This window comes from Paraburkholderia susongensis (assembly GCF_900177725.1).
Classification (GTDB): domain Bacteria; phylum Pseudomonadota; class Gammaproteobacteria; order Burkholderiales; family Burkholderiaceae; genus Paraburkholderia; species Paraburkholderia susongensis.
In genome coordinates, this window is sequence record NZ_FXAT01000004.1 from 460742 (window position 1) to 482720 (window position 21979).

Genomic DNA, 21979 nt, shown 5'->3' on the forward strand with positions numbered 1-21979 from the left:
CGAAGCGGAGCACTCGAAGGCGCACCCAGTAGAAAACCCGCGCGGCGCACATCTCAGTCGATGCGCACCGCGCGGGTTCGTTGACCGCAAGCGGAAACACCAAGGCCCGTTCGCAAATCCGCAATTAGCGTGAACAGGCGCGAGGCAGCGGACTCAGTCGCGCGGCGACGGAGCCGCTCCGTGGCTGAGCCAGTCGAGCACGGCCGTGGCGTCGTCGTCGGCGCCTTCGCGCGCCTTCTCGACCGTCTCGGCCACGTCGTCGCTCGGCACCGCGCGGCGGATCGCAACGCCGACCGCGAGAATGTCGATCATCACCAGATGCAAAATGCGCGAAATCATCGACAACTGCGATTCGCGAATCTCGATGTGATCGGTCTCCAGGGCGACGGTCGCGCGCTTGGCGAGCGGCGTGTTGCTCGACGTGATCGCGATCACCTGCGCGCCGGCCTGCATCGCAACGTCGAGCACGCGCAGCAGCTCGGGCGCGCGTCCCGACTTCGAGACCGCCACGATCACGTCGCCCTTGCCGAGCAGCGCCGCCGAGGCCGCCTGCATGTACAGGTCACCGTAAGCGATCGTCGGGATGCCGAAGCGGAAGAACTTGTAGTGCGCATCCTGCGCGACGATGTTCGAATTGCCGAGCCCGTAGAACTCGATGCGCCGCGCGCCGTTCAGCAGATCGATCGCGCGCTCCACATGCTCGAAGTTCAGATGCTCGCGCAACTGCAGGATCGCCGAGACGGTGTTGTCGAGCACCTTCGCGCCGAAATCGGTCGCGGTGTCGCCGAGATGCACCTGGCTGTGGCTCACCGGAATCGTGCCGGTCAAACCGGTCGCGAGCTTGAGCTTGAAATCGGACAGACCCTGGCAGCCGAGCGAGCGGCAGAAGCGGATCACGGTCGGCTGGCTGACGTCGGCCTTGCGCGCGATGTCGACGATCGGGTCGTTGATGATCGAGCGCGGGTGATTCAGCGCGAGATCGGCGACGCGGCGCTCGGCCGGCGTCAGCGCGTCGCGCATCTGGCGAATCCGCTCGAACACCGCGGACGAACTGCCGCCGGCGCGGTTCGACAACTGCTCGGCGAGAATCGCTGAGACGCCGAGAAACGCCGGATATTCGGCGGTAATCACGTAGGTCGGCACGTTCTGCAGGTACGCCTCGAAGCGGCCCTTTGCCTCGAAGCGCTTGCGGAACGACGAGCGCGCGAAGAATTCGCCGAGCCGCGGCACGACGCCGCCGCCGATATAGATGCCGCCGAGCGCGCCGAGCGTGACCGCGATGTTGCCCGCGAAGGTGCCGAGAATGCCGCAGAACACGTCGACCGATTCGGCCGCGAGCGGCTCGCCTTCGAGCGCGCGCCTGACGATCTCGACCGTGTCAGCGTTGGCCGCCACGCGCTTCTTGTCGCGGCCCGCGAGCGCGCGATAGATCACCTCGATGCCCGGACCCGCGGCCACGCGTTCGAACGATACGTGCGACCACTTCTTGCGCGCGTAGTGCAAGACGATATCTTCGCGCTCGTCGGCGGGCGCGAAGCTCGCGTGGCCGCCTTCGCTGCCGAGCGCGATCCAGCGGTCGTCGGCGGGAATCAGGCCCGACACGCCCATGCCGGTGCCGGGGCCGAGCAGGCCGATCACGCTGTTCGGGCGGCGCGCGCCGCCGCCCACCTGCACGCGCTGAGCGTCGGTCAAGCCCGGCAGCGCCATCGCGAGCGCGGTGAAGTCGTTGACGACGAGCAGCGTGTCGAAGCCGAGCGCGCGGCGCGTCGCTTCGATCGAAAAAGTCCAGTCGTGATTGGTCATGCTCACCTGGTCGCCGTCGACCGGGTTCGCGATGGCGATCGCCGCGTGATTGACGCGGCCGATCTTCGTGTCCTTCAGATACTTCTTGATGACCTCGGCGACGCCCGGGTAATCCGCGCACGGATAGACCTGCACCGAGCTGATTTCGCCGGGGCCCGTCTCGAGCGCGAAACGCGCATTGGTGCCGCCGATGTCAGCGAGCAGCCTCGGTCCGTCGGCGTGCTGTCCCGCGCCCGGCACAGCTTTAGTTTGCACACCAGTAGACATCGAGTCTCACTCCCTTGTCGTTTGCCAACTGCGAGATGGCATTTTTTTGTAGCGAAGCGGAGGCGGCATTGAGCACGTCCATCTTGCGCGGTCCTGCGATCAGCAAAAACAGATGCTTCACTTCCTTGAGCGCGGACAATGACCAGCTCACGCGCGCATGGGGTGCGGCGCCCGGATGCACGGCGACGAAACGCTCGGTGGTGGTGATGGCGTGATCCCATTCGGGCGCGTCGGCGAAGATCGACGCGGTGTGGCCGTCCTCGCCCATGCCGAGCACCACGACGTCGGGCACTGCGGCAAAGCGCGCGTCCGCGTTCAACGCGGCGACGTGCGCGTCGAGATCCTGCGTGGTGTCGACGAGCGGCCAGAACGCCGCGCTTTTCGCGGCGTTCTGCAGCAGCGTGGCGTGCGCGAGTTGCGCATTGCTCGCGCTGTCGGTCTCCGGCACCCAGCGGTCGTCGACGAGCGTCACCGCGATGCGGGCCCAGTCGAACGCTTGCGTGGACAGCGTTTGCAGGAACGGCCGCGGACTGCTGCCGCCGGACACGGCCAGCATGGCCGGGTGCGTGGGCGGGGTTGACGTGCCGCTGGCGGCTGCCTTTGCGGCAAGCGACGCATGTAACGCGTCGCCTACCGCTTTCGCCAGTGCGTCGGATTGGGCGCGCTGGTCGTCGAAAGCGTGAAGCTCGATCACTTCTCCTCCGTGCTGCTTTCTTGTTGGGTCTGCGGAATCAGCCTGACTGCTTTCGCGCGATGCCTGCAAGGCGGGGTGGCTTGCAGACGCCAGACGCGATACCGGCGCGATTCCGTTCAGTTCGTCGGTGGGTTTTGCTGGCGCCGCTCGACTGCTTGCGCGAGGTGTTGCCTGTCTCGCGCAGACAGTCGTGCGGCGCCGTTCATCAATTCGTCAATTCTCTTCCTCGAGCCAGCAGGTGTCGTGCTGTGCGAGCATCGCGCTCGCGGCAGCTGGTCCCCACGTGCCCGCCGCGTACGGCTTGGGCGGCTTGAGTGAAGCCTTCCATTCATTCAGGATCGGCTCGACCCAGCGCCATGCGGCTTCCTGTTCGTCGCGCCGCACGAAGAGCGCGAGCCGCCCGTTGATCACGTCGAGCAGCAGCCGCTGATACGCCTCCATCTGCCCTTCGCGGAAGAACTGGTCGAACGCGAGGTCGAGGTGCACGCTCGCGAGGTTCATGCCTTCGCCGGGTTGCTTCGCGAGACAGTACAGACGAATCGTCTCGTTCGGCTGCAGACGGATCACGAGACGGTTCGCGCCCGCGCGCAGCGCCGAGGCGCCGAGCGCCGAATGCGGCACGGGCCGGAAGTTCACCACGATCTCGGCGACGCGATCGGCGAGCCGCTTGCCCGTGCGCAGGAAAAACGGCACGCCGGCCCAGCGCCAGTTCTCGATCTCGACCTTGAGCGCGACGAAGGTTTCGGTGGAGCTATCGGGCTTCACGCCATGCTCGGTCGCGTAGGCCGGCACCGCGTTGCCGCGGACCACGCCCGAATGATACTGGCCGCGCACCGCAACCTTGCCGATTTCTCGCGGATCGATCGGTTTCAACGCGCGCAGTACGCGCAGCTTTTCGTCGCGCACCGAGTCCGAATCCATCGAGTGGGGCGGCTCCATCGCGACGATGGAAAGCAGTTGCAGCAAATGGTTCTGCACCATGTCGCGCAGCGCGCCGGTGTTGTCGTAGAAGTCGCCGCGCGCTTCGACACCGAGTTCCTCGGCAATCGTGATCTGGATGCTTTCGACCCACTCGCGGCGCCACAGCGGCTCGAAGAGCGCATTGCCGAAGCGCAGCGCGAGCAGGTTCTGCACCGGCTCCTTGCCGAGGTAGTGGTCGATCCGGTAGATCTGTTCTTCCGCGAAGATCTCGCCGACCGCGTCGTTGATTGCATTCGACGATTTCAGGTCGTAGCCGAGCGGCTTTTCGAGCACGATGCGCGCGTTGGCGTTCAGCCCGACCGAGGCGAGCGCATGGCAGATCGGCACGAACAGCGAAGGGCCGGTTGCCAGATAGAACACACGAATGCCGGGCAGGTCCTGGATCGCGTCGCGCAGATGCACGAAGTCTTCCTGCTTGCCGAGATCGATCTTCACGAACTCGATGCGCGCGAGGAAGCCCGACCATGCCGCCTGATCCAGGCCGTTCTTCGACACATGCGGCTTGACGTGCTCTTCGACCCACTGCAGATATTCGTCGCGATCCGCCACGTGCCGCGCCACCGCGACGATCTTGCCGCTTTCGGCGAGCATGCCGCCGGCGCGATGCGCCTCGAACAGCGCGGGCAGAATCTTGCGCATCGACAGATCGCCAGTTCCGCCGAAGAGAACGAAGGTGAAGCTTGAGTCGGTTTGCATGTGTCTCCGTCGATGTCTTGAGAGGCCGCCGCGCTGACCGCGAACTGTATGAGTAAGGCGACCGTAGTCCGATAAAATATTTTTTGACACTGAATTGTAGTTTAACTACAATCCAAATCAAGAGGTAGCGCAAATTCGATGAAAAAAGCGTGCGCCGCTCAGGCGGTATGCGCGCTTTTGCGAATCGGCGGGCGTCCCCGGCATGTTAGCGGACAGCGCCTGCCGGCACGCGCCAGGCTGGCTCCGGCGGCCCTTACGGAAAGCCGGAGAGTCGACCGGCCTGCGGGGCCGTCGCCAGTGTCAGGTTGGCGTCGGGTTGGCGTATGAGGCACCTCGAGTCTGCCGCGCGACGCGGGCAGGCAAAAATCAAAAGAGGAGACAGTCAGTTGCATCCCGAACCACTCACCTCTTGAGCGTCCAGCGGCCGGACATCGGTCGCCGGCACATGCCCTCGCGCATGCGCCCGACCGTGCTCGATCGCCCTGTGTTTTGCCTGTTTGAACCAACCACAGCACCCTGGCGACATCAGGGGCCATTCGTTTTTTTGTTCAGGTGTCTGGAGGAGATAAGCAATGAAATTTCGCGCGATCATGGGCGCTCTGTGCGCTGCGGGTCTGATGTGTGGCGTGTCGGCCGTGCAGGCCGCCGAGTCGGTCGAAGTGCTGCACTGGTGGACTTCGGGCGGCGAATCGAAAGCCGTCGGCGTCCTCAAGGACGACATGACGAAGCAGGGTTACACGTGGAAGGACTTCGCGGTCGCGGGCGGCGCTGGCGCGGCTGCCATGACGGCACTCAAGACGCAGGTGATCTCGGGCAATGCGCCGACCGCCGCGCAGATCAAAGGTCCGCTGATCCAGGAGTGGGCTTCGCAGGGCGTGCTGGTGCCGATCGACTCGGTCGCGGGCGACTGGAAGAAGAACCTGCCGCCGGAAATCGACAAGATCATGCACGCGGACGGCCACTATGTCGCCGCACCGTTCTCGGTGCACCGTGTGAACTGGCTGTACATCAACAAGGCAGCGCTCGACAAGGCAGGCGGCAAGGTGCCGACCACGTGGCCTGAGTTCTTCGCGGTCGCCGACAAGATGAAAGCCGCGGGCATCCAGCCGATCGCAATGGGCGGCCAGCCGTGGCAGGACCTGACGCTGTGGGAAGACGTCGTGCTGTCGCAAGGCGCGGACTTCTACAAGAAGGCGCTCGTCGACCTCGACGAGAAGACGCTGACCTCGGAGAAGATGATCGGCGTGTTCGACACGGTCCGCAAGATCCAGGGCTACTTCGACGCGGGCCGCACGGGCCGTGACTGGAACCTCGCCACGGCCATGGTCATCAACGGCAAGGCCGGCATGCAGTTCATGGGCGACTGGGCGAAGGGCGAATTCACCAACGCCGGCAAGAAGTCGGGCACGGATTACGTCTGCGCCGCGGTGCCGGGTACGGCGAAGGCCTACACGTTCAACGTCGACTCGTTCGTGTTCTTCCAGCAGAAAGGCCAGAGCGCGGCGACGCCGGGTCAACTCGCGCTCGCGAAGACGATCATGTCGCCGGCGTTCCAGGAGCAGTTCAGCCTGTACAAGGGCTCGATCCCGGTGCGTCTCGGCGTGCCGATGGACAAGTTCGACGACTGCGCGAAGAAGTCGTACGCGGATGAGCAGGTCGCGATCAAGGCAGGCGGCTATGTGCCGTCGCTCGCTCACGGCATGGCTCAGCCCGATGCGGCGGCCGGCGCGATCTCCGACGTGGTCACGAAGTTCATGAACTCGCAGGAAGATTCGAAGACCGCGGTCGAGGCCCTCGCGAAGGCGGCGAAGACCAAGTAAGTGAAGTCAGCGAAGCGTTGCGCCCGGCAGCTTCCACGCAAGCACCGGGCGTTTCCTTCGGGGCGCCTCGCGTCGACGCCGTGCTCGTGTCGATGGCGACGTTTCACGCGAGGCGCGCTTCACCCTGGTTCCATAGAGTCACACCCAGGCCGTCGCGATTCCGCGCCATGCGTGCGCAGGGAGCCGGACGGTACAGTTTCAGCAGGAGTCGAGTAGTGACTGCTTCTATCAGCGGAAACGGGAAAACGGCCAGCGCCGCCCGCCGCGCGTCGCCCATGGCGGCCCTTGCCGATCGCTGGATTCCGAAGCTGGTGCTCGCACCCAGCGTCGTCATCAGCCTGATCTTCGTGTATGGCTTTATCGCAATCACCGGTTATCTGTCGCTGTCCAACTCGCGGCTGATGCCGCGTTTCGAATTCGCGGGCCTCGAGCGTTATCGCGAACTGTTCGCCAACGACGTGTTCTGGACCTCGGCCGCGAATCTCGGCTGGTTCGGCATTCCGTTCATCGGCGTCTGTATCGGTCTGGGTCTTTTGCTCGCGATCCTGCTCGATCAGCAGATCCGCAACGAAGGCGCGCTGCGCGCCGTGTTCCTGTACCCGATGGCGCTCTCGTTCATCGTGACCGGCACTGCGTGGCAATGGATTCTCACGCCGAGCATCGGCCTCGAGAAGGTGTTTCACGACTGGGGCTGGACGAGCTTCTCGTTCAACTGGCTCGGCGACCCGGATCGCGCGATCTTCTGCGTCGTGATCGCGGCGGTCTGGCAATCCACCGGCTTCGTGATGGCGCTTTTCCTCGCCGGTTTGCGCGGCGTGGACGGCGAAATTTTCAAGGCCGCGCAAATGGACGGCGCGAACCTGCCGACCATCTACCGCAAGATCGTGATTCCGAGCATGCGGCCGGTGTTCTTCTCCGTGCTGCTGATTCTTTGCCACATCACCATCAAGACGTTCGACCTCGTCGTTGCGCTGACCGCGGGCGGTCCGGGCACTTCGTCGTCGCTGCCGGCCATCTTCATGTACACGTTTTCGTTCAATCGCGGGCAGCTCGGCGTCGGCGCGGCATCGTCGATGATGATGCTCGCCACCGTCGTGGCCGTGCTCGTGCCGCTCATGTATATGGAATCGAGGAGCACGCGCAATGCAGCCTAAGATGACGATCAGCCGCGCCGTCATTTACGCGGCCCTGATCCTGTTCGCCCTGTATTTCCTGTTTCCGCTGTACGTGATGCTGTCCACGTCGTTCAAGGACATCGACCAGCTGCGCAGCGGCAACCTGCTCACGCCGCCGTCGCACTGGACTTTTGCTCCCTGGATCAAGGCATGGAGCGGCGCGTGTACCGGCGTGCGTTGCGACGGCATGCAGCCGTTCTTCATGAACTCGGTGCGCATGGTGATTCCGGCCGTGCTGATCTCGTCGATCATCGGCGCGTTCAACGGCTACGTGCTCACGCACTGGCGCTTCCGCGGCGCCGATCCGATCTTCACGATGCTGCTGGTCGGCTGCTTCATTCCGTTCCAGGCGATCCTGCTGCCGATGGCGCGCCTCGAAGGCTTCCTCGGCCTGTCGAACACGACGAGCGGCCTCGTGTTCGTGCACGTGATCTACGGTATCGCGTTCACGACGATGTTCTTCCGCAACTTCTACGTGAGCGTGCCGGCTGAACTCGTGAAGGCGGCGCGCATCGACGGTGCGGGCTTCTTCACGATCTTCACGAAGATCCTGCTGCCCGTGTCGCTGCCGATCTTCATGGTGTGCCTGATCTGGCAATTTACGCAGATCTGGAACGACTTCCTGTTCGGTATCGTGTTCTCCGGTGTCGATTCGATGCCGATCACGGTGGCGCTGAACAACCTCGTGAACACCTCGACCGGCGTGAAGGAATACAACGTGGACATGGCCGGCGCGATCATCGCGGCATTGCCGACGCTGCTCGTCTACATCATCGCCGGACGTTACTTCGTGCGCGGCCTGACGGCCGGCGCGGTGAAGGGCTGAGCGGGCCAATTCAAGCGATACGAGGGGCATGCCCCTCGCGAGCGCGGCGGCGCTCCACCGAATCAGTGCGACTGATCGAGCGCCGCCGTCACACAGACGTTTTCAGGCAGTACCAGAGACTAGAGGATTCACAGCATGGCAAGCCTTTCCATCCGTGACGTGTACAAGACTTACCCGAACGGGGTGCCGGTTCTCAAAGGTGTCAACATCGACATCGAAGACGGCCAGTTCCTGATCCTGGTCGGCGGCTCGGGCTGCGGCAAGTCGACGCTGCTCAACATGATCGCCGGCCTCGAAACCGTGACCAAGGGCGAGATCCAGATCGACGGTAAGACGGTCAACAACCTGTCGCCGAAAGATCGCGACATCGCGATGGTGTTCCAGTCGTACGCGCTCTATCCGTCGATGACGGTGCGCGAGAACATCTCGTTCGGCCTGAACATCCGCAAGGTGCCGAAGCAGGAGCAGACGCAGATCGTCGAGCGCGTGTCGAACACGCTGCAGATCAAGCATCTGCTCGATCGCAAGCCGGGGCAGCTCTCGGGCGGCCAGCGCCAGCGCGTGGCGATGGGCCGCGCACTCGCACGCGATCCGGTGATGTTCCTGTTCGACGAGCCGCTGTCGAACCTCGACGCCAAGCTGCGTATCGAGATGCGCTCGGAAATCAAGTTGCTGCATCAGCGCCTCGGCACGACGATCGTCTACGTGACGCACGACCAGATCGAAGCGATGACGCTCGGCGATCGCATCGCGGTGATGAAGGACGGCATCGTGCAGCAGTTCGGCGCGCCGCAGGAAATCTACGACTCGCCGTCGAACCTGTTCGTCGCGGGCTTCATCGGCGCGCCGCCGATGAACTTCATCGAGGGCAAGCTCGTCGAGCAGGGCTCGGGCGTCGGCATCGAACTCGATACGGGCGTAGCGCGCAAGGTGGTCGTGCTGCCGTTCGATACGGCGAAGGTGCGCTCGCACGTCGGCAACAACGTGATTCTCGGCCTGCGCCCGGAGCGCATCACCGACGCGCGCGGCGCGCACGGCGACGACTCGAAGCTGCAGCCGGTCGAAGTGAAGGTCGACGTGATCGAGCCGACCGGTCCGGACACGCTCGTGTTCGCGCAGATCAACGGCAAGCGCGTGGTGAGCCGCGTGCATCCGGCGTCGAACCCGCAGCCGCAGATGAACGCGACGCTGCTGTTCGATACGTCGAAGGCCGTGCTGTTCGATCCGGCGAACGAAGAGCGGATCGCCTGATTGGGCGGATCGCGCGGATTGCGCGACTTGCACGGCGGTTCGTGCAGTGGTTCGCGTAGCGCAAGCAGTGTGATGCGTTGAGTCCGCTGCTTCAGCGTTGAATCAAACCCCCTGTGTCGTATTACGCAGGGGGTTTTGTTTTTTGCGCGGACTTCATGAGGTTGAAGAGCTTCGCGTTCTACGCTCCATCCGGCAGACGCAAATCCGGATTGTTGCTCGTAAGCTCGCTGACCCAATCGATGAACGCGCGCAGCCGCGAACTCAGATTGCGGCGATGCGCATAGAGAATCGACAGCGGCGTGGCCGGGCTCGTGTACTCGCCGAGAATCTCCTTCAACGCGCCTTGCTGGATCATCTCGGCGACCATGAAGCGCGACGGCTGGATGATGCCGTGGCCGAGCACGCCCGCGTTGATGTACACCGAGCCGTCGTTCACCGAGAGCACGCTATTCATCGAGACGCGCTCGATCTCGCCGTCCACTTCGTATTCGAACGGAAAGGTCTTGCCGCTGCGCGCGGACACGTAGTTGACCGCGCGGTGTTCGCTGAGTGCTTCGAGCGTGGCCGGCGTGCCGTACTTGTCCAGATACGCGGGCGACGCGCACGTGACGATGCGCGCGAGGCCGATGCGCCGCGCGACGAGGCTCGACTCCTCGGGCGTGCCCATGCGGATCACGCAATCGACGCCGTCCTGAATCAGATCGATGTTGCGATCCGCGAGGCCGAGCCGCACGTCGATGGCGGGGTACCGGCGGTAGAAGTCGTCGAGCGCGGGCAGCAGCAGTGAACGCGCGAGCGTGCCGGATGTGTCGACGCGGATCGTGCCGGCCGGGTTTTCGCGCTTGTTCGACAGCGACGATTCGGCGTCGGTGACGTCGGCGAGGATGCGCACGCAACGCTCGTAGAACGCCGCGCCGTCTTCCGTCACGCTCACCTGGCGCGTGGAGCGGTTGAGCAGCCGCACGCCGACGTGCTCTTCCAATGCCTGGATCGTGCGGCTGACCTTGGCGCGCGGCAGGTCGAGCGATTCGGATACCTTGGTGAAGCTGTTCGCTTCGACCACACGCGTGAAGATCTCCATCGCTTCGAAACGGTCCATGGTGTGTGCCTTGTGGGTGGGGGCGAGAGCCTGCAGGTTACGTGGCGATGCGAATTGGGTGCGGCTTTCGCCAGATTTCGCCATCGAACATGCCCGCAGCATAAAGAGTACTCAGATTGGCGTGGACAGTCACGTCCCGCGCAGTCGAACAGGGGTGTTTGCTGTACATTGATCGGCCGCTTCCATCACAAAGGTATCCGAATGCTGGACGACAGAGACGCTAGCGCGAGACTGAGGGAAATCCGGGGCGAACTGGCGCAATACTACGAAGCCTCGAAGGCGGCATTGGCGCACCATGCCAGCGCGCCGACCGAGGAGGACATCGCGACACACATCGAAGGCGATCCCCTTTGCAAAGCGACGATCGAGGGCTGGAAATCCGAGCTTCCTGCGCTCCTGCAATCGCTTCGCGATGGCATTGACGCTCAGGAAAACGCGAACGGGCCGAACTATCCCGAAGCTGGCCGTTTGCAGACGGAACTCGACATGGCCGAAGAGTTGAGCGATGGGCTCGATTTTCGCAATTACGGCCTGCTTGTCGATGGGCCGGAGGGCGAAGAGCAGGAGGACGAAGAATCGGTTCCCGCCACGAAACCCGGCGCTGACAGATCTTTTGAAACGCTATCGCGGCTGTCGATTACGGCGTTCCATACGCTGGTCAAAGACCCTCTTCAAAAGCTGCTGCAAGGCGAGATCTTCAGCGTCGAAGCGGAGGCCGATACCGGTAGCGCCGTGGCGAAGGTGTTGGACCAGGCTGCTTCGTCCGATCTCGTCGTTCGTTATAGCCATGCCGGAGCACTGTACACGGCGGCAAGCCGGATCCGGTTTCTGAAGCCGCGCACCGGGGCGCAGAAGAAGCCTTTTGAGCCGTCCGTGACTCTTAGAAATACGGTCAAGGGCTCTTACGAGTGCACCGAGATCAACAAGCTACACAGGGCGGTGAAGCTGTTTCGGGCCGGACACCCCGTCATCGTGCCGCGGTACCTCTGTGCTGCGCGGGTATTCAAAGACCGGAGCGGAGCGCCTGTGCGGCTTTACGATTTGCTCGTGCTTGAAACCGTGCCGTTCATCGAACATTGCTTCGACGCAGGCGCGCTCGATTTGCCGAAGCTTCGCAGGGACTTCGAACTCGAGCTGAAAGCCCTCACGAAGGAGCAAAAAGACAATCCGGACCGGAAGGGGACCGAAGTGAACGTCGAGCCGAAGCAGAGGGATTGGGCGGGGATACGGGAGTTTGAAGGCAACAGCTTCTTGTTCGTCAACAAAACTTATCTCGAACAGAACGGACTGCCCCACCTGTATCAACTGATGGGGCAGTAAGCGTCGGGACGATTCGAGTCATCCATCCGCGAGCATTTCGCCGCTGCTTCAGCGATTGCGAAATGCTCGCACGATACCCGGCCGTCGATTCTGATGGTGTCTGGATGCAAGTGCGGGTGTTGCGGGTGTGCTTGCCGGTTGCTGTTTGCCGTTCGCTGACTTCCGCTCAATCCCGATCCGGCGCACCGAGCGGAAACAGCGGCCGATACGGCCGCGCCTCGTCGACCGCGCGCGCAAACGACGGCCGCGCGAGCAGCCGCTGCCGGTACGCGCGCACATGAGCTAAGGCCGGGTCGATCGGATGCGTCCAGTCGGCGTAGAACAGGGACGGGCCGGCGCCGCAGTCGGCGAGGCTGAAGCTGTCGCCGGCGGCCCATTCGCGTTCGGCCATCAGCCTGTCGAGCCACGCGTAGGCGGTATCGAGCATCGCGCGGGCGTCGGCGACGCCGCGCGGGTCGCGCTCGCTGTTCGCGCGCAGGCTGTCGTAGACGATTTTCTGCTGCGGCGTCGAGATGTAGTTGTCGAAGAAGCGGTCCATGCTGCGCACGTCGAGCGCGGCGCGCGCGTCGGCGGGCAGCAGCGCGACGGGCCCGGGATGATGCAGGCCGAGATATTCGATGATGATGCTCGCTTCCATCACGGTGCGGCCGCCGTCGACGAGTAACGGAAAGCGCTTGATCGGCCACAGCGCGGCGAATTCGGCCATGACTTGCGGGTCGTCGTGCGCGAGCAGGCGCAGCTCGAACGGCGTGCCGTTTTCGTAGAGCGCGGTCAGGACCTTCTGGCAATAGGACGAGAACGGGTGGGCATAAAGCTGCAGAGGCATCGCGGTCACCTTTGACGGTTGCACAGGTTGCACAACGACGGCCACCATGGCCGTTTACCTCGCGACGAACGACGGCGGCGAAAATCGACAGCGAACGAAGCGTTGCTGGTGCGGCGGGAGGTCAGCGGACCCGCGCGCAACGAGTCCAGCGTGGATGAAGCGCTTCAGTCCCGTCCCGCTCAAGGCTTCGCATGAGCCGGCAACGCCGCCGGCTGCAACAGCACGACCACGGCACCGGCGCCGCCGTCGTGCGGGCGCGCCTGACAGAACGCGATGACCTCGGACTTCTGCACGAGCCACGCCCGCACCTTGCCCTTCAACACCGGCTCCTTGCCGATCGACCCCAAACCCTTGCCGTGAATCACGCGCAAACACCGCAAGCCGCGCTTCACCGATTCGCGGATGAATTCCGCCAGCGCCTCGCGCGCTTCCTCGCGCCGCATGCCGTGCAGATCGATCTGCGCCTGCACGATCCAGTCGCCGCGCCGTAGTTTGCGCACGACGTCGCGGCTCACGCCGGGGCGGCAATACGACAGCGTTTCGTCGGTGTCGAGCAGCACTTCGGGATCGAATTCATCGGAGATCGCTTCCTGCAGCACCGCTTCTTCGTCAAGCCGCGTTTGCACCGGCAGCGGCGGCGGGGGATTGCGGCTCGGCGTTGCGCGCGCTGGAGCCGCGAGCGGCGCGACTTCGCCGATCTCACGGCGGAACAGATCGGCGTCCGCCGCGGCTTCGCGCTGCGCCGCCTTGGCCACTGCCTGTTCGCGTTCGCGCCGCTGCGCATCGCCTTTTAGTGCGTCGCGTAACGCGCCGAGGCCGGCGAGCCCCGCCGCACGGTCCAGCTTCTGCGCAACAGCGGGCACGGCAGGTTCCGGCGCGGGACGCGCGGCGGCTGGCGCACGTTTCGGTTCGTTGGGGTGGGGCAGATTCTTCGGCATATCGGCAATACACGCAGCAAAGTAGATGGGTTGCGGGGCGTGGTCGGCTGGCGGATCGGGTCGCTCGTGCGGGGTGCGGGATCGGGACCGACATGCTCAACGCAGAGGCGCAGCACAGAAGCGCAACACAGAAGCGCAACACAGAAGCACAGGACGCAAAAAAGGCCGCCGGCGTTTCAGCCGCGGCCTTTCTGTCGAGCAGACGGCCGGGCTGCGCCCTGCCGTCATTTTACCGTTGCGCTTCCTCTCGCGAGCTCGCGCTGCGCTCAGGCGCGGCGGATCAACGCTCCGCTTCCTGGCTCATCGCATGCTCGCCGGCCATCTCGTCGATGGTTTCGAGATAGCGCTGCGCGTCGAGCGCGGCCATGCAGCCGGTGCCCGCGCTCGTGATGGCCTGACGGTACACGTGGTCCTGCACGTCGCCCGCGGCGAACACGCCCGGCACGCTCGTCGCGGTCGCGAAACCGTTCAGGCCGCCCTTCGTGATGATGTAGCCGTTTTTCATCTCGAGCTGGCCTTCGAAGATGTCCGTGTTCGGCTTGTGGCCGATCGCGACGAACAGGCCCTGCAGCGCGATGTCGGTGGTTTCGCCGGTTTGCGTGTGCTTGATGCGCAGGCCGGTCACGCCGGAGTTGTCGCCGGTCACTTCGTCGAGCACGTGGTTCCACTTGATCTCGACGACGCCTTCTTTCTCTTTGGCGAGCAGGCGGTCGATCAGGATCGGCTCGGCGCGGAACTTGTCGCGGCGATGGATCACGGTCACCTTTTTCGCGATGCCGGCGAGGTAGAGCGCTTCTTCGACCGCGGTATTGCCGCCGCCGACGACAGCCACGTGCTGCTGCTTGTAGAAGAACCCGTCGCAGGTCGCGCAGGCCGACACGCCCTTGCCCATGAAGGCTTCTTCCGACGGCAGGCCAAGGTATTGCGCCGACGCGCCGGTCGAGATGACGAGCGAGTCGCAGGTGTATTCGCCCGAATCACCGATCAGGCGGATCGGCTTTTCGTCGAGCTTCGCCGTATGGATGTGGTCGAAGATGATTTCGGTGTTGAAGCGCTCGGCGTGCTCCAGGAAGCGCGTCATCAATTCCGGGCCCTGCACGCCCTGGGCGTCGGCGGGCCAGTTTTCGACATCGGTCGTGGTCATCAGCTGGCCGCCCTGCGCGAGGCCCGTGATGAGCACCGGCGACAGGTTGGCGCGCGCCGCGTAGACCGCCGCCGTGTAGCCGGCGGGACCGGAACCGAGAATCAGAACCTTGGCGTGTTTCGTGGGAGTTGCGGGCATGATCGAATCCTTGTACGGCGCGCGGCTCGCCATGCGAGGCCGTGCGTTTTGAGCTGTAACTGTAGATGGGTATCAGTCCGGCATTATAAAGGGCGGGGCGCGCGGCTGCGCCATGAAGCTTTCCGATTGCCGCGATAGCGCGACGGCGTCGCCGTCGGTGCAAGCCGCGCTCCCGCGCTTCCATAGCCAAACGGTCAAGTTACCGTCATTTACAGCCTTGCGCGGGGCGCAGCGTTTACAATAGGCCGGATCGAAGTTTCCGGTAGCCGGGATCGGGCCCGAAGCCGCGCGGAGCGAGGCTCGGGCCGCGGTCCCGGCGGCAGTTCCAGCCTGAACCGGCTACCCCAGGCAACAGGATCAATGGCAAAAGCTCCTTATTCCGCGAGTGCGCAGGCATTGCCGCACCGCATGTCGCGTCTCTTCACCGAAATCCGCTGGATTCTGCAGGTGGCGCTCGGCGTCTTCCTGCTGATGTCGCTCGTCAGCTACAGCCGGCACGATCCGAGTTGGACCCACGCCGCGCAGGTCGACCATATCTCGAACTGGGCGGGCCGCGTCGGCGCGTGGACCTCGGACATCCTGCTGCTGCTCTTCGGCCTGTCCGCGTACTGGTGGATCGTGCTGCTCGGCCGCCATATCTCCGCGAACTACCAGCGCATCACCCGCCACGAAGAGCCGCAGGACGACGCGCCGCGCGGCGTGAGCTGGCTCGCTGACGCGTTCGCGTTCCTGCTCGTGCTGCTGTCGTGCAACGGCCTCGAGGCGCTGCGCATGTGGTCGCTGAAAGTGCAACTGCCGCGCGCGCCGGGCGGTGTGGTCGGCGAGGCCGTCGCGCGTGGCGTGTCGCACGCGCTCGGTTTTACCGGCGGCACGCTCGCGCTGCTGATCGGGCTTGCGATCGGGCTGTCGCTGTACTTCCGCTTTTCGTGGCTGTCGGTTGCGGAGAGGGTCGGCGAGTCGCTCATTTCCGCCGTCACGTTCGCGAAGCTGCGCCGTGAAGCAGGGCGCGACCGCAAGCTCGGCGAAGCGGCTGCGGTGAAGCGCGAAGGCAAGGTCGAGAAGGGCCGCGTGCGCATCGAGGAGCACGAGCCCGTTGTGATCGTGCCGCCCGTCATCACGCCGGCGAAGTCCGAGCGCGTCGAAAAGGAACGGCAGGTGCCGCTCTTTACCGATCTGCCGGGCGACTCCACGTTGCCGCCCATCTCGCTGCTCGACCCCGCGCCCGCCGCGCAGGAAACCGTCTCCGCGGACACGCTGGAATTTACCTCGCGTCTGATCGAAAAGAAGCTCAAGGACTTCGGCGTCGATGTCAGCGTGGTCGCCGCCTATCCGGGCCCGGTCGTCACGCGCTACGAAATCGAGCCGGCCACCGGTGTGAAGGGCAGCCAGATCGTCAATCTCGCGAAGGACCTCGCGCGTTCGCTGTCGCTCGTGTCGATTCGCGTCGTCGAAACGATTCCGGGCAAGAACTACATGGCGCTCGAACTGCCGAACCAGCGCCGTCAAACCGTGAGCCTCTCCGAAATTCTCGGCTCGGCCGTCTACGCGGACGCCGCGTCGCCGCTCACGATGGGCCTCGGCAAGGACATCGGCGGCAAGCCCGTATGCGCCGATCTCGCGAAGATGCCGCACCTGCTCGTCGCCGGCACGACCGGCTCGGGCAAGTCGGTCGGCATCAACGCGATGATCCTCTCGCTGCTCTACAAGGCGAGCGCCGAGCAGGTGCGCATGATCCTGATCGATCCGAAGATGCTCGAAATGAGCGTCTACGAAGGCATTCCGCATCTGCTGTGTCCGGTCGTGACCGACATGCGCCAGGCGGGCCACGCGCTCAACTGGGCGGTCGCCGAAATGGAACGCCGCTACAAGCTCATGAGCAAGCTCGGCGTGCGCAACCTCGCCGGCTACAACAACAAGATCGACGAAGCGGCTAAGCGCGACGAGAAGCTGCCGAATCCGTTCAGCCTCACGCCGGACGATCCGGAGCCGCTCACGCGCCTGCCGAACATCGTGATCGTGATCGACGAGCTGGCCGACCTGATGATGGTGGTCGGCAAGAAGGTCGAAGAGTTGATCGCGCGCATCGCGCAGAAAGCGCGCGCGGCAGGGCTCCACCTGATTCTCGCCACGCAGCGTCCGTCGGTCGACGTGATCACCGGCCTCATCAAGGCCAACGTGCCGACGCGCATGGCGTTCCAGGTGTCGTCGAAAATCGACTCGCGCACGATTCTCGACCAGCAGGGCGCGGAGTCGCTGCTCGGTATGGGCGACATGCTCTATCTGCCGCCGGGCAGCGGCCTGCCCGTGCGTGTGCATGGCGCGTTCGTCTCGGACGAAGAGGTGCACCGCGTCGTCGACAAGCTCAAGGAGCAGGGCGAGCCGAACTACATCGAGGGCATTCTCGAAGGCGGCGTGGGCGGCGAGGGCGACGAAGGCTCGGCGGGAACCGCGTCCACCGATGGCGAGTCGGACCCGTTATACGATCAGGCCGTCGACGTCGTGTTGAAGAACCGCCGCGCGTCGATCTCGCTCGTGCAGCGGCACTTGCGCATCGGCTACAACCGGGCGGCGCGTCTGCTCGAACAGATGGAGAATTCGGGCGTGGTGTCGGCGATGTCGTCGAACGGCAATCGCGAGATTCTGGCGCCGGCGCGGGAAGCGGAATAAGGCGCATGCGGTGTGCGGCGCCGCGGCCTGCCGCTGGGTACGCTTGAGCGCCACGCATCAGGGGCGCTCATCACATGGCTTCACCTAGCGTGGCCTTGCACCGAATTCAATCAAGGGAGAAAACCATATGCAAGCAATTGCGCAGCAGGACGCCCGGGAGCGTCAATCGGGCTGCCTCGGCCAACTCGCGCGCAAGATCGCGCGCGGTGTGGGCAGCGCCGCGATCGGCGCGTCGCTGCTCGTCGCCTCGCAGGCATTCGCGAGCGGCACCGAGCAACTGAAGGCGTTCGTCGCACAGGTCCATTCGGCGCGCGGCACCTTCGTGCAGCAGGAAGTGCGCGCGCCGAGCAAGGCGCAGGGCGCGAGCGGCGCGCTGTCCACCATGAACGTGGCGAAGCCCACCACGTCGAGCGGCACGTTCACGTTCGCGCGGCCCGGCAAGTTCATCTGGCAATACGAAAAGCCCTACGCGCAACTGCTGCAGGCGGACGGCGATAAGCTCTACGTCTACGACAAGGATTTGAATCAGGTCACGGTGCGCAGCCTCGGCAATGCGCTCGGCGCGAGCCCGGCGGCGATCCTGTTCGGCAGTAACGATCTGGACAAGAACTTCACGCTGCGCGACGCGGGCGTGAAGGCCGGCATCGACTGGCTCGAATTGACGCCGAAGGCCAAGGACACGCAGTTCCAGCGCGTCGGAATCGGCTTCAAGGACGGCAATCTCGAAGCGATGGAATTGCACGACGTGTTCGGCAACGTGACGCTGCTGACGTTTTCGAACATCCAGAAGAATCCGCCGCTGCCGCCCGACACGTTCAAGTTCACCGTGCCGAAGGGCGCGGACGTGCTCAACGGATAAGCGGATGGCGGGCGCCGCGTGTTGCGCGCCGCTACGATCGGCCGCAAAGCCGCGCCTTTTGAGCGCGGCTTTTTTCAATCGGGCCGCGGCGCCGGCGAGCGAGTCATGCGCGGGCAAGTCCTACAGCCAATATGGTCTCTTCAGCGGATGTCATCGTTTAATGCGAGACTGCCATGACCGGTATTGCCAGAGGATTGGCGTAGGCGTGTCTGATCCTTTCCAGAGGATCGTCCATATTCTTTAACAATCTTTTTGCTGCGGCGCAGCAAGATAACGCCTACACTGATCGAAGCCAGTAGTTGCTTCGAATGTTTGGAAAGTGAGGCCTATCATGATCCTGTCTCCGTCACACAATTTGAGTTCGTCCCCGACGCTTCACGTCTTCGAGCAGGAAGGCGGGTGGCATTGGGGTATCACGATCCCGAGACCGATGGGCAGCGGCGTCAAGGTCATCGATTACAGCGAGAGAACCTTTGTCGACGAGGCCGAGGCCCAGCGGGACGGCAAGCGGGCGCTCGAGCGCTTCGCCGACATGCCCGCGCTTGCTCTCGAGCGGCATTAGAACGCGGATTCAGAAGCGGCGAAATAGCGGCGATATCGGGATTTCACCGCAGGAAATTCATAAAGATAAAACGCCCGGCATTCCCAATATGCGAGAAATCTGCATATATTTTTAACCTGGTGGAGATCGAAGCGAGAGTGTCACGGTTTTTTTGAGGCATTCGCTTTTAGCTTCGCCCTTGTCGAGAACGAAATTTACCGGCTCCCGGCAAGATCGGAAAATGCAACGCAATGCGCAAGCAATGGAGAGCCACCCGCTTTTTTGGAGCGAGGCGTTTCTCCCGGAAATGCGCGCGATATTCAGTTCATAACCCCGTTATTTTGAAAGCCGGCGGAATTGCTGAAGAATAGGCGTTCGTCCGGCCGATTGCGCTCGTGAGTGGCACCTGATAGGCACCTGCACCTGGTAGGCACCTGAGCGACGCTGTCCCGCCGGCCCGCGCGGTCATCGCGTTGCCTTCCCACCTTGCCGAGCCACGATGAACACTTCCTCCTTCGTTTCCCCCGAAGCCGGCGAACGCCCCCAGCCGCTGTCCGGCAACGCGATGCCGCGTTGCGGCGGCATCGCGACGATGATGCGTCTGCCGAACGTCGGTTCACCCGAGGGCTTCGACGCGTGCTTCGTCGGCGTGCCGTTCGATCTCGGCACGTCGAACCGTACCGGCGCGCGCTTCGGGCCCCGCCAGATCCGCAGCGAGTCGGTGCTGCTGCGGCCGTACAACATGGCGACGCGCGCGGCGCCGTTCGATTCGCTGCGCGTGGCCGATCTCGGCGACGTCGCGATCAATCCGTACAACCTGCACGATTCGATCGCGCGAATCGAAACTGCATACGATGAAATTCTCGCGCACGGCTGCAAGCCGATCACGCTCGGCGGCGATCACACGATTGCGCTGCCGATCCTGCGCGCGATTCATCGCAAACATGGCAAGGTCGGCCTGATTCACGTCGACGCGCATGCGGACGTCAACGACACGATGATGGGCGAGAAGATCGCGCACGGCACGCCGTTTCGCCGCGCGGTCGAAGAGGGGCTGCTCGATTGCGGGCGCGTCGTGCAGATCGGTCTGCGCGGTACCGGCTACGCGGCCGAAGACTTCGACTGGTGCCGCGATCAGGGCTTCGAGGTCGTGCAGGTCGAGGCATGTTGGAACCAGTCGCTCGTGCCGCTGATGGCGCGCGTGCGTGAACGGATGGGCGATGGCCCGGTGTACATCACGTTCGATATCGACGGGATCGATCCGGCCTTTGCGCCGGGCACGGGCACGCCGGAAATCGCCGGGCTCACGGTGCCGCAGGCGCTCGAAATCATTCGCGGCGCGCGCGGGCTGAATGTCGTCGGCTGCGATCTGGTCGAGGTCGCGCCGCCGTACGATCCGTTCGGCACGACCGCGCTGCTCGGTGCGAATCTCGCGTTCGAGTTGCTGTGCGTGCTGCCGGGCGTCGAGTATCGGACTGTGCCGTGTTCAGCCACGAGCGTTTGAACGGTCACGCATACGCAGTCTTGCGCGCCGACACGAACACGAAATAGCACACTGCGCCGATCGCAAGCGAAGGCAGCGTCGCGCCGAGATTAGGCAGCCACTGATTGATCACCTGGTACGCGGCGATGCCGATTGCCCACGCGACGAATGCGCTCAGATGCCAGCCGCCCGAGAAGCCGTACCGGCCGCGTACGTCGGCGAGCACGGCCGCTTCGATGCGGCGCTTGCGCACGATGAAGTGATCCATCAGCACGACGCCGAAGAGCGGCGCGAACACCGAGCCGATCAGCAGCAGGAAGTTCTGATACTTCGCCATCGGCACGAGCAGCGCGATCAGCGTGCAGAGCGCGCCGAACGCGGCCGACAGCAGCGGCACGCTCGCGCGCGTCCAGAATGTGCCGGTCGACACCGCGGCCGAGTGGATGTCGGCGAACGCATTGTCGATTTCGTCGATCAGGATCAGCAGCAGCGCCAGGCCGCCGCCGGCTTGAGCGAGCGCGCCGGTCAGCAGCGCATCGCCGCCGCCCGCCGCGAGGCCGTAGATCGCGCCGAGCGCATAGAACCAGATGTTCGCAATGCCGTAGCCGTACAGCGTGCCGCGGAACGTCTCGCCGGCGCGGCGGCCGAAGCGCGTGTAGTCGGCGATCAGCGGCAGCCACGAGAGCGGCATCGCGACCACGAGGTCGATGGCGCCGCCGAACGACATCTCGCCTGTGCCGGGGCGGCGCATGAGTTCGGCGAGGTTGTGCCGCGCAAGCAGGTTCCACGTGAGCCAGGCGGCGCCCGCGAGCAGCAGCCAGATGCCCCACCTGCGCAGAAAGCGCCGTACGAACGACAGCGGACCGCTGATCGCAAGCAGCGTCGCGAGCAGGCCGAAGATCACGGTCCAGACGAGCGGCATCGAGAGGCCGAATGCCTGTTTGGCGAGTGCCTCGGCGGAATCGCGCATCACGATCACTTCGAACGAGCCCCAGCCGACCAGTTGCACCATGTTCAGCACGGCCGGCACCGACGCGCCGCGCACGCCGAGCGTCGGGCGCAGCGACGACATCGCCGCGAGCCCCGTGTCCGTGCCGATCACGCCCGCGAGCGCGAGCAGCACGACGCCGATCACGCTGCCGAGCACGATCGCGACGAGCGCGTGCGGCAGCGACAGCCCCGGCACCAGCAAGGCGCCCGCCTGCGCGACGAGCAGACCGATGCCGAGGGAGAACCAGAGCGCGAACGCGTCGCCGGTGCGGAAGGCGCGGCGCGCGTCGGGCACCGGCGTGAGCGGCGCGTAGGTGGAGCCGGTGTCGCCGGCGAGAGGGTCTTGTGCCATCTGATCTCTGTTCCTGTTGGTGTTACCTGGGTGTTACCTGGGTGTTGCCTGGATGTTGCCTGGGCCTTGCCTGGATGTCGCTTGCTGAATCGCTGGTGTCGCGTTGGTT

General features: G+C 64.3%; 17 protein-coding genes. 9 read left to right on the forward strand and 8 right to left on the reverse strand.

All coding sequences use genetic code 11. From position 1 onward, the window contains the following. Positions 1 to 153: 153 nt before the first annotated feature. The 3 genes from B9Z01_RS14965 to zwf form a co-directional block, all read right to left on the reverse strand. Positions 154 to 2070, reverse strand: a complete 1917-nt coding sequence (locus tag B9Z01_RS14965) for a bifunctional transcriptional regulator/glucokinase (protein ID WP_085484273.1) — start codon at positions 2068 to 2070, stop codon at positions 154 to 156. Next, positions 2048 to 2764, reverse strand: a complete 717-nt coding sequence (gene pgl, locus B9Z01_RS14970; RefSeq protein ID WP_085484275.1) for a 6-phosphogluconolactonase — start codon at positions 2762 to 2764, stop codon at positions 2048 to 2050. Before pgl ends, B9Z01_RS14965 begins: the two co-directional genes overlap by 23 nt. Positions 2765 to 2977: 213 nt before the next feature. After that, positions 2978 to 4441 (reverse strand): glucose-6-phosphate dehydrogenase, encoded by a 1464-nt coding sequence (gene zwf / locus B9Z01_RS14975; RefSeq protein WP_085484277.1) that lies wholly within the window; start codon positions 4439 to 4441, stop codon positions 2978 to 2980. Positions 4442 to 5013: 572 nt separating this feature from the next. On the opposite strand from zwf, the gene B9Z01_RS14980 reads away from it, so the two are divergent. The 4 genes from B9Z01_RS14980 (at position 5014) to B9Z01_RS14995 (ending at position 9513) form a co-directional block, all read left to right on the forward strand. After that, entirely contained in the window at positions 5014 to 6261 is a 1248-nt protein-coding gene (locus B9Z01_RS14980) for an ABC transporter substrate-binding protein (RefSeq protein WP_085484279.1), read from the forward strand. A 215-nt stretch (positions 6262 to 6476) separates the two neighbouring features. Further along, entirely contained in the window at positions 6477 to 7415 is a 939-nt protein-coding gene (locus B9Z01_RS14985; RefSeq protein WP_085484281.1) for a carbohydrate ABC transporter permease, read from the forward strand. Further along, entirely contained in the window at positions 7405 to 8262 is an 858-nt protein-coding gene (locus tag B9Z01_RS14990) for a carbohydrate ABC transporter permease (RefSeq protein ID WP_143808944.1), read from the forward strand. The genes B9Z01_RS14985 and B9Z01_RS14990 overlap by 11 nt, the downstream gene beginning before the upstream one ends. A 135-nt stretch (positions 8263 to 8397) precedes the next feature. After that, positions 8398 to 9513 (forward strand): ABC transporter ATP-binding protein, encoded by a 1116-nt coding sequence (locus B9Z01_RS14995; protein WP_085484285.1) that lies wholly within the window; start codon positions 8398 to 8400, stop codon positions 9511 to 9513. Between the two features lie 178 nt (positions 9514 to 9691). Here B9Z01_RS14995 and B9Z01_RS15000 read toward each other — a convergent pair whose 3' ends face one another. Then, on the reverse strand, positions 9692 to 10612 hold the full coding sequence (locus B9Z01_RS15000; protein ID WP_085484287.1) for a LysR family transcriptional regulator: 921 nt from the start codon (positions 10610 to 10612) through the stop codon (positions 9692 to 9694). A gap of 201 nt (positions 10613 to 10813) precedes the next feature. Between B9Z01_RS15000 and B9Z01_RS15005 the strand changes: the two genes are divergently transcribed. After that, positions 10814 to 11932 (forward strand): hypothetical protein, encoded by a 1119-nt coding sequence (locus B9Z01_RS15005; RefSeq protein WP_085484289.1) that lies wholly within the window; start codon positions 10814 to 10816, stop codon positions 11930 to 11932. Positions 11933 to 12098: 166 nt separating this feature from the next. Here B9Z01_RS15005 and B9Z01_RS15010 read toward each other — a convergent pair whose 3' ends face one another. The 3 genes from B9Z01_RS15010 to trxB form a co-directional block, all read right to left on the reverse strand. Continuing rightward, a complete protein-coding gene (locus B9Z01_RS15010; RefSeq protein WP_085484779.1) occupies positions 12099 to 12758 on the reverse strand; it encodes a glutathione S-transferase family protein in 660 nt (219 codons plus the stop codon). 179 nt (positions 12759 to 12937) lie between these two features. Continuing rightward, positions 12938 to 13696 carry a Smr/MutS family protein gene (locus B9Z01_RS15015; RefSeq protein ID WP_085484291.1) on the reverse strand — a complete coding sequence of 253 codons (759 nt, stop codon included), beginning with the start codon at positions 13694 to 13696 and terminating at the stop codon, positions 12938 to 12940. 280 nt (positions 13697 to 13976) lie between these two features. Continuing rightward, complete coding sequence (trxB, locus tag B9Z01_RS15020) at positions 13977 to 14978, reverse strand: thioredoxin-disulfide reductase (protein ID WP_085484782.1); 1002 nt, start codon at positions 14976 to 14978, stop codon at positions 13977 to 13979. Between the two features lie 360 nt (positions 14979 to 15338). On the opposite strand from trxB, the gene B9Z01_RS15025 reads away from it, so the two are divergent. From B9Z01_RS15025 to speB, 4 genes are all read left to right on the forward strand, one after another. Further along, a complete protein-coding gene (locus B9Z01_RS15025; RefSeq protein ID WP_085484293.1) occupies positions 15339 to 17645 on the forward strand; it encodes a DNA translocase FtsK in 2307 nt (768 codons plus the stop codon). A 127-nt stretch (positions 17646 to 17772) separates the two neighbouring features. Further along, complete coding sequence (lolA, locus tag B9Z01_RS15030; protein ID WP_085484295.1) at positions 17773 to 18504, forward strand: outer membrane lipoprotein chaperone LolA; 732 nt, start codon at positions 17773 to 17775, stop codon at positions 18502 to 18504. A gap of 331 nt (positions 18505 to 18835) precedes the next feature. Then, a complete protein-coding gene (locus B9Z01_RS15035) occupies positions 18836 to 19066 on the forward strand; it encodes a hypothetical protein (RefSeq protein ID WP_143808946.1) in 231 nt (76 codons plus the stop codon). A 478-nt stretch (positions 19067 to 19544) separates the two neighbouring features. Beyond that, the gene (speB, locus tag B9Z01_RS15040; protein ID WP_085484297.1) at positions 19545 to 20549 is read left to right on the forward strand and encodes an agmatinase; all 1005 of its coding nucleotides are present in this window, start codon (positions 19545 to 19547) and stop codon (positions 20547 to 20549) included. Positions 20550 to 20553: 4 nt separating this feature from the next. Here speB and cytX read toward each other — a convergent pair whose 3' ends face one another. Continuing rightward, positions 20554 to 21870 (reverse strand): putative hydroxymethylpyrimidine transporter CytX, encoded by a 1317-nt coding sequence (gene cytX / locus B9Z01_RS15045; protein ID WP_085484299.1) that lies wholly within the window; start codon positions 21868 to 21870, stop codon positions 20554 to 20556. Positions 21871 to 21979: the final 109 nt, after the last annotated feature.

Coding starts and splice junctions, on each gene's coding strand:
- B9Z01_RS15010 (WP_085484779.1), bottom strand. CDS start 12,758: ATGCCTCTGCAGCTTTATGCCCACCCGTTCTCGTCCTATTGCCAGAAG.
- lolA (WP_085484295.1), top strand. CDS start 17,773: ATGCAAGCAATTGCGCAGCAGGACGCCCGGGAGCGTCAATCGGGCTGC.
- B9Z01_RS15025 (WP_085484293.1), top strand. CDS start 15,339: ATGGCAAAAGCTCCTTATTCCGCGAGTGCGCAGGCATTGCCGCACCGC.
- B9Z01_RS14990 (WP_143808944.1), top strand. CDS start 7,405: ATGCAGCCTAAGATGACGATCAGCCGCGCCGTCATTTACGCGGCCCTG.
- B9Z01_RS14965 (WP_085484273.1), bottom strand. CDS start 2,070: ATGTCTACTGGTGTGCAAACTAAAGCTGTGCCGGGCGCGGGACAGCAC.
- speB (WP_085484297.1), top strand. CDS start 19,545: ATGAACACTTCCTCCTTCGTTTCCCCCGAAGCCGGCGAACGCCCCCAG.
- B9Z01_RS15005 (WP_085484289.1), top strand. CDS start 10,814: ATGCTGGACGACAGAGACGCTAGCGCGAGACTGAGGGAAATCCGGGGC.
- B9Z01_RS15015 (WP_085484291.1), bottom strand. CDS start 13,696: ATGCCGAAGAATCTGCCCCACCCCAACGAACCGAAACGTGCGCCAGCC.
- trxB (WP_085484782.1), bottom strand. CDS start 14,978: ATGCCCGCAACTCCCACGAAACACGCCAAGGTTCTGATTCTCGGTTCC.
- B9Z01_RS14995 (WP_085484285.1), top strand. CDS start 8,398: ATGGCAAGCCTTTCCATCCGTGACGTGTACAAGACTTACCCGAACGGG.
- B9Z01_RS15000 (WP_085484287.1), bottom strand. CDS start 10,612: ATGGACCGTTTCGAAGCGATGGAGATCTTCACGCGTGTGGTCGAAGCG.
- cytX (WP_085484299.1), bottom strand. CDS start 21,870: ATGGCACAAGACCCTCTCGCCGGCGACACCGGCTCCACCTACGCGCCG.
- B9Z01_RS15035 (WP_143808946.1), top strand. CDS start 18,836: ATGATCCTGTCTCCGTCACACAATTTGAGTTCGTCCCCGACGCTTCAC.
- zwf (WP_085484277.1), bottom strand. CDS start 4,441: ATGCAAACCGACTCAAGCTTCACCTTCGTTCTCTTCGGCGGAACTGGC.
- B9Z01_RS14980 (WP_085484279.1), top strand. CDS start 5,014: ATGAAATTTCGCGCGATCATGGGCGCTCTGTGCGCTGCGGGTCTGATG.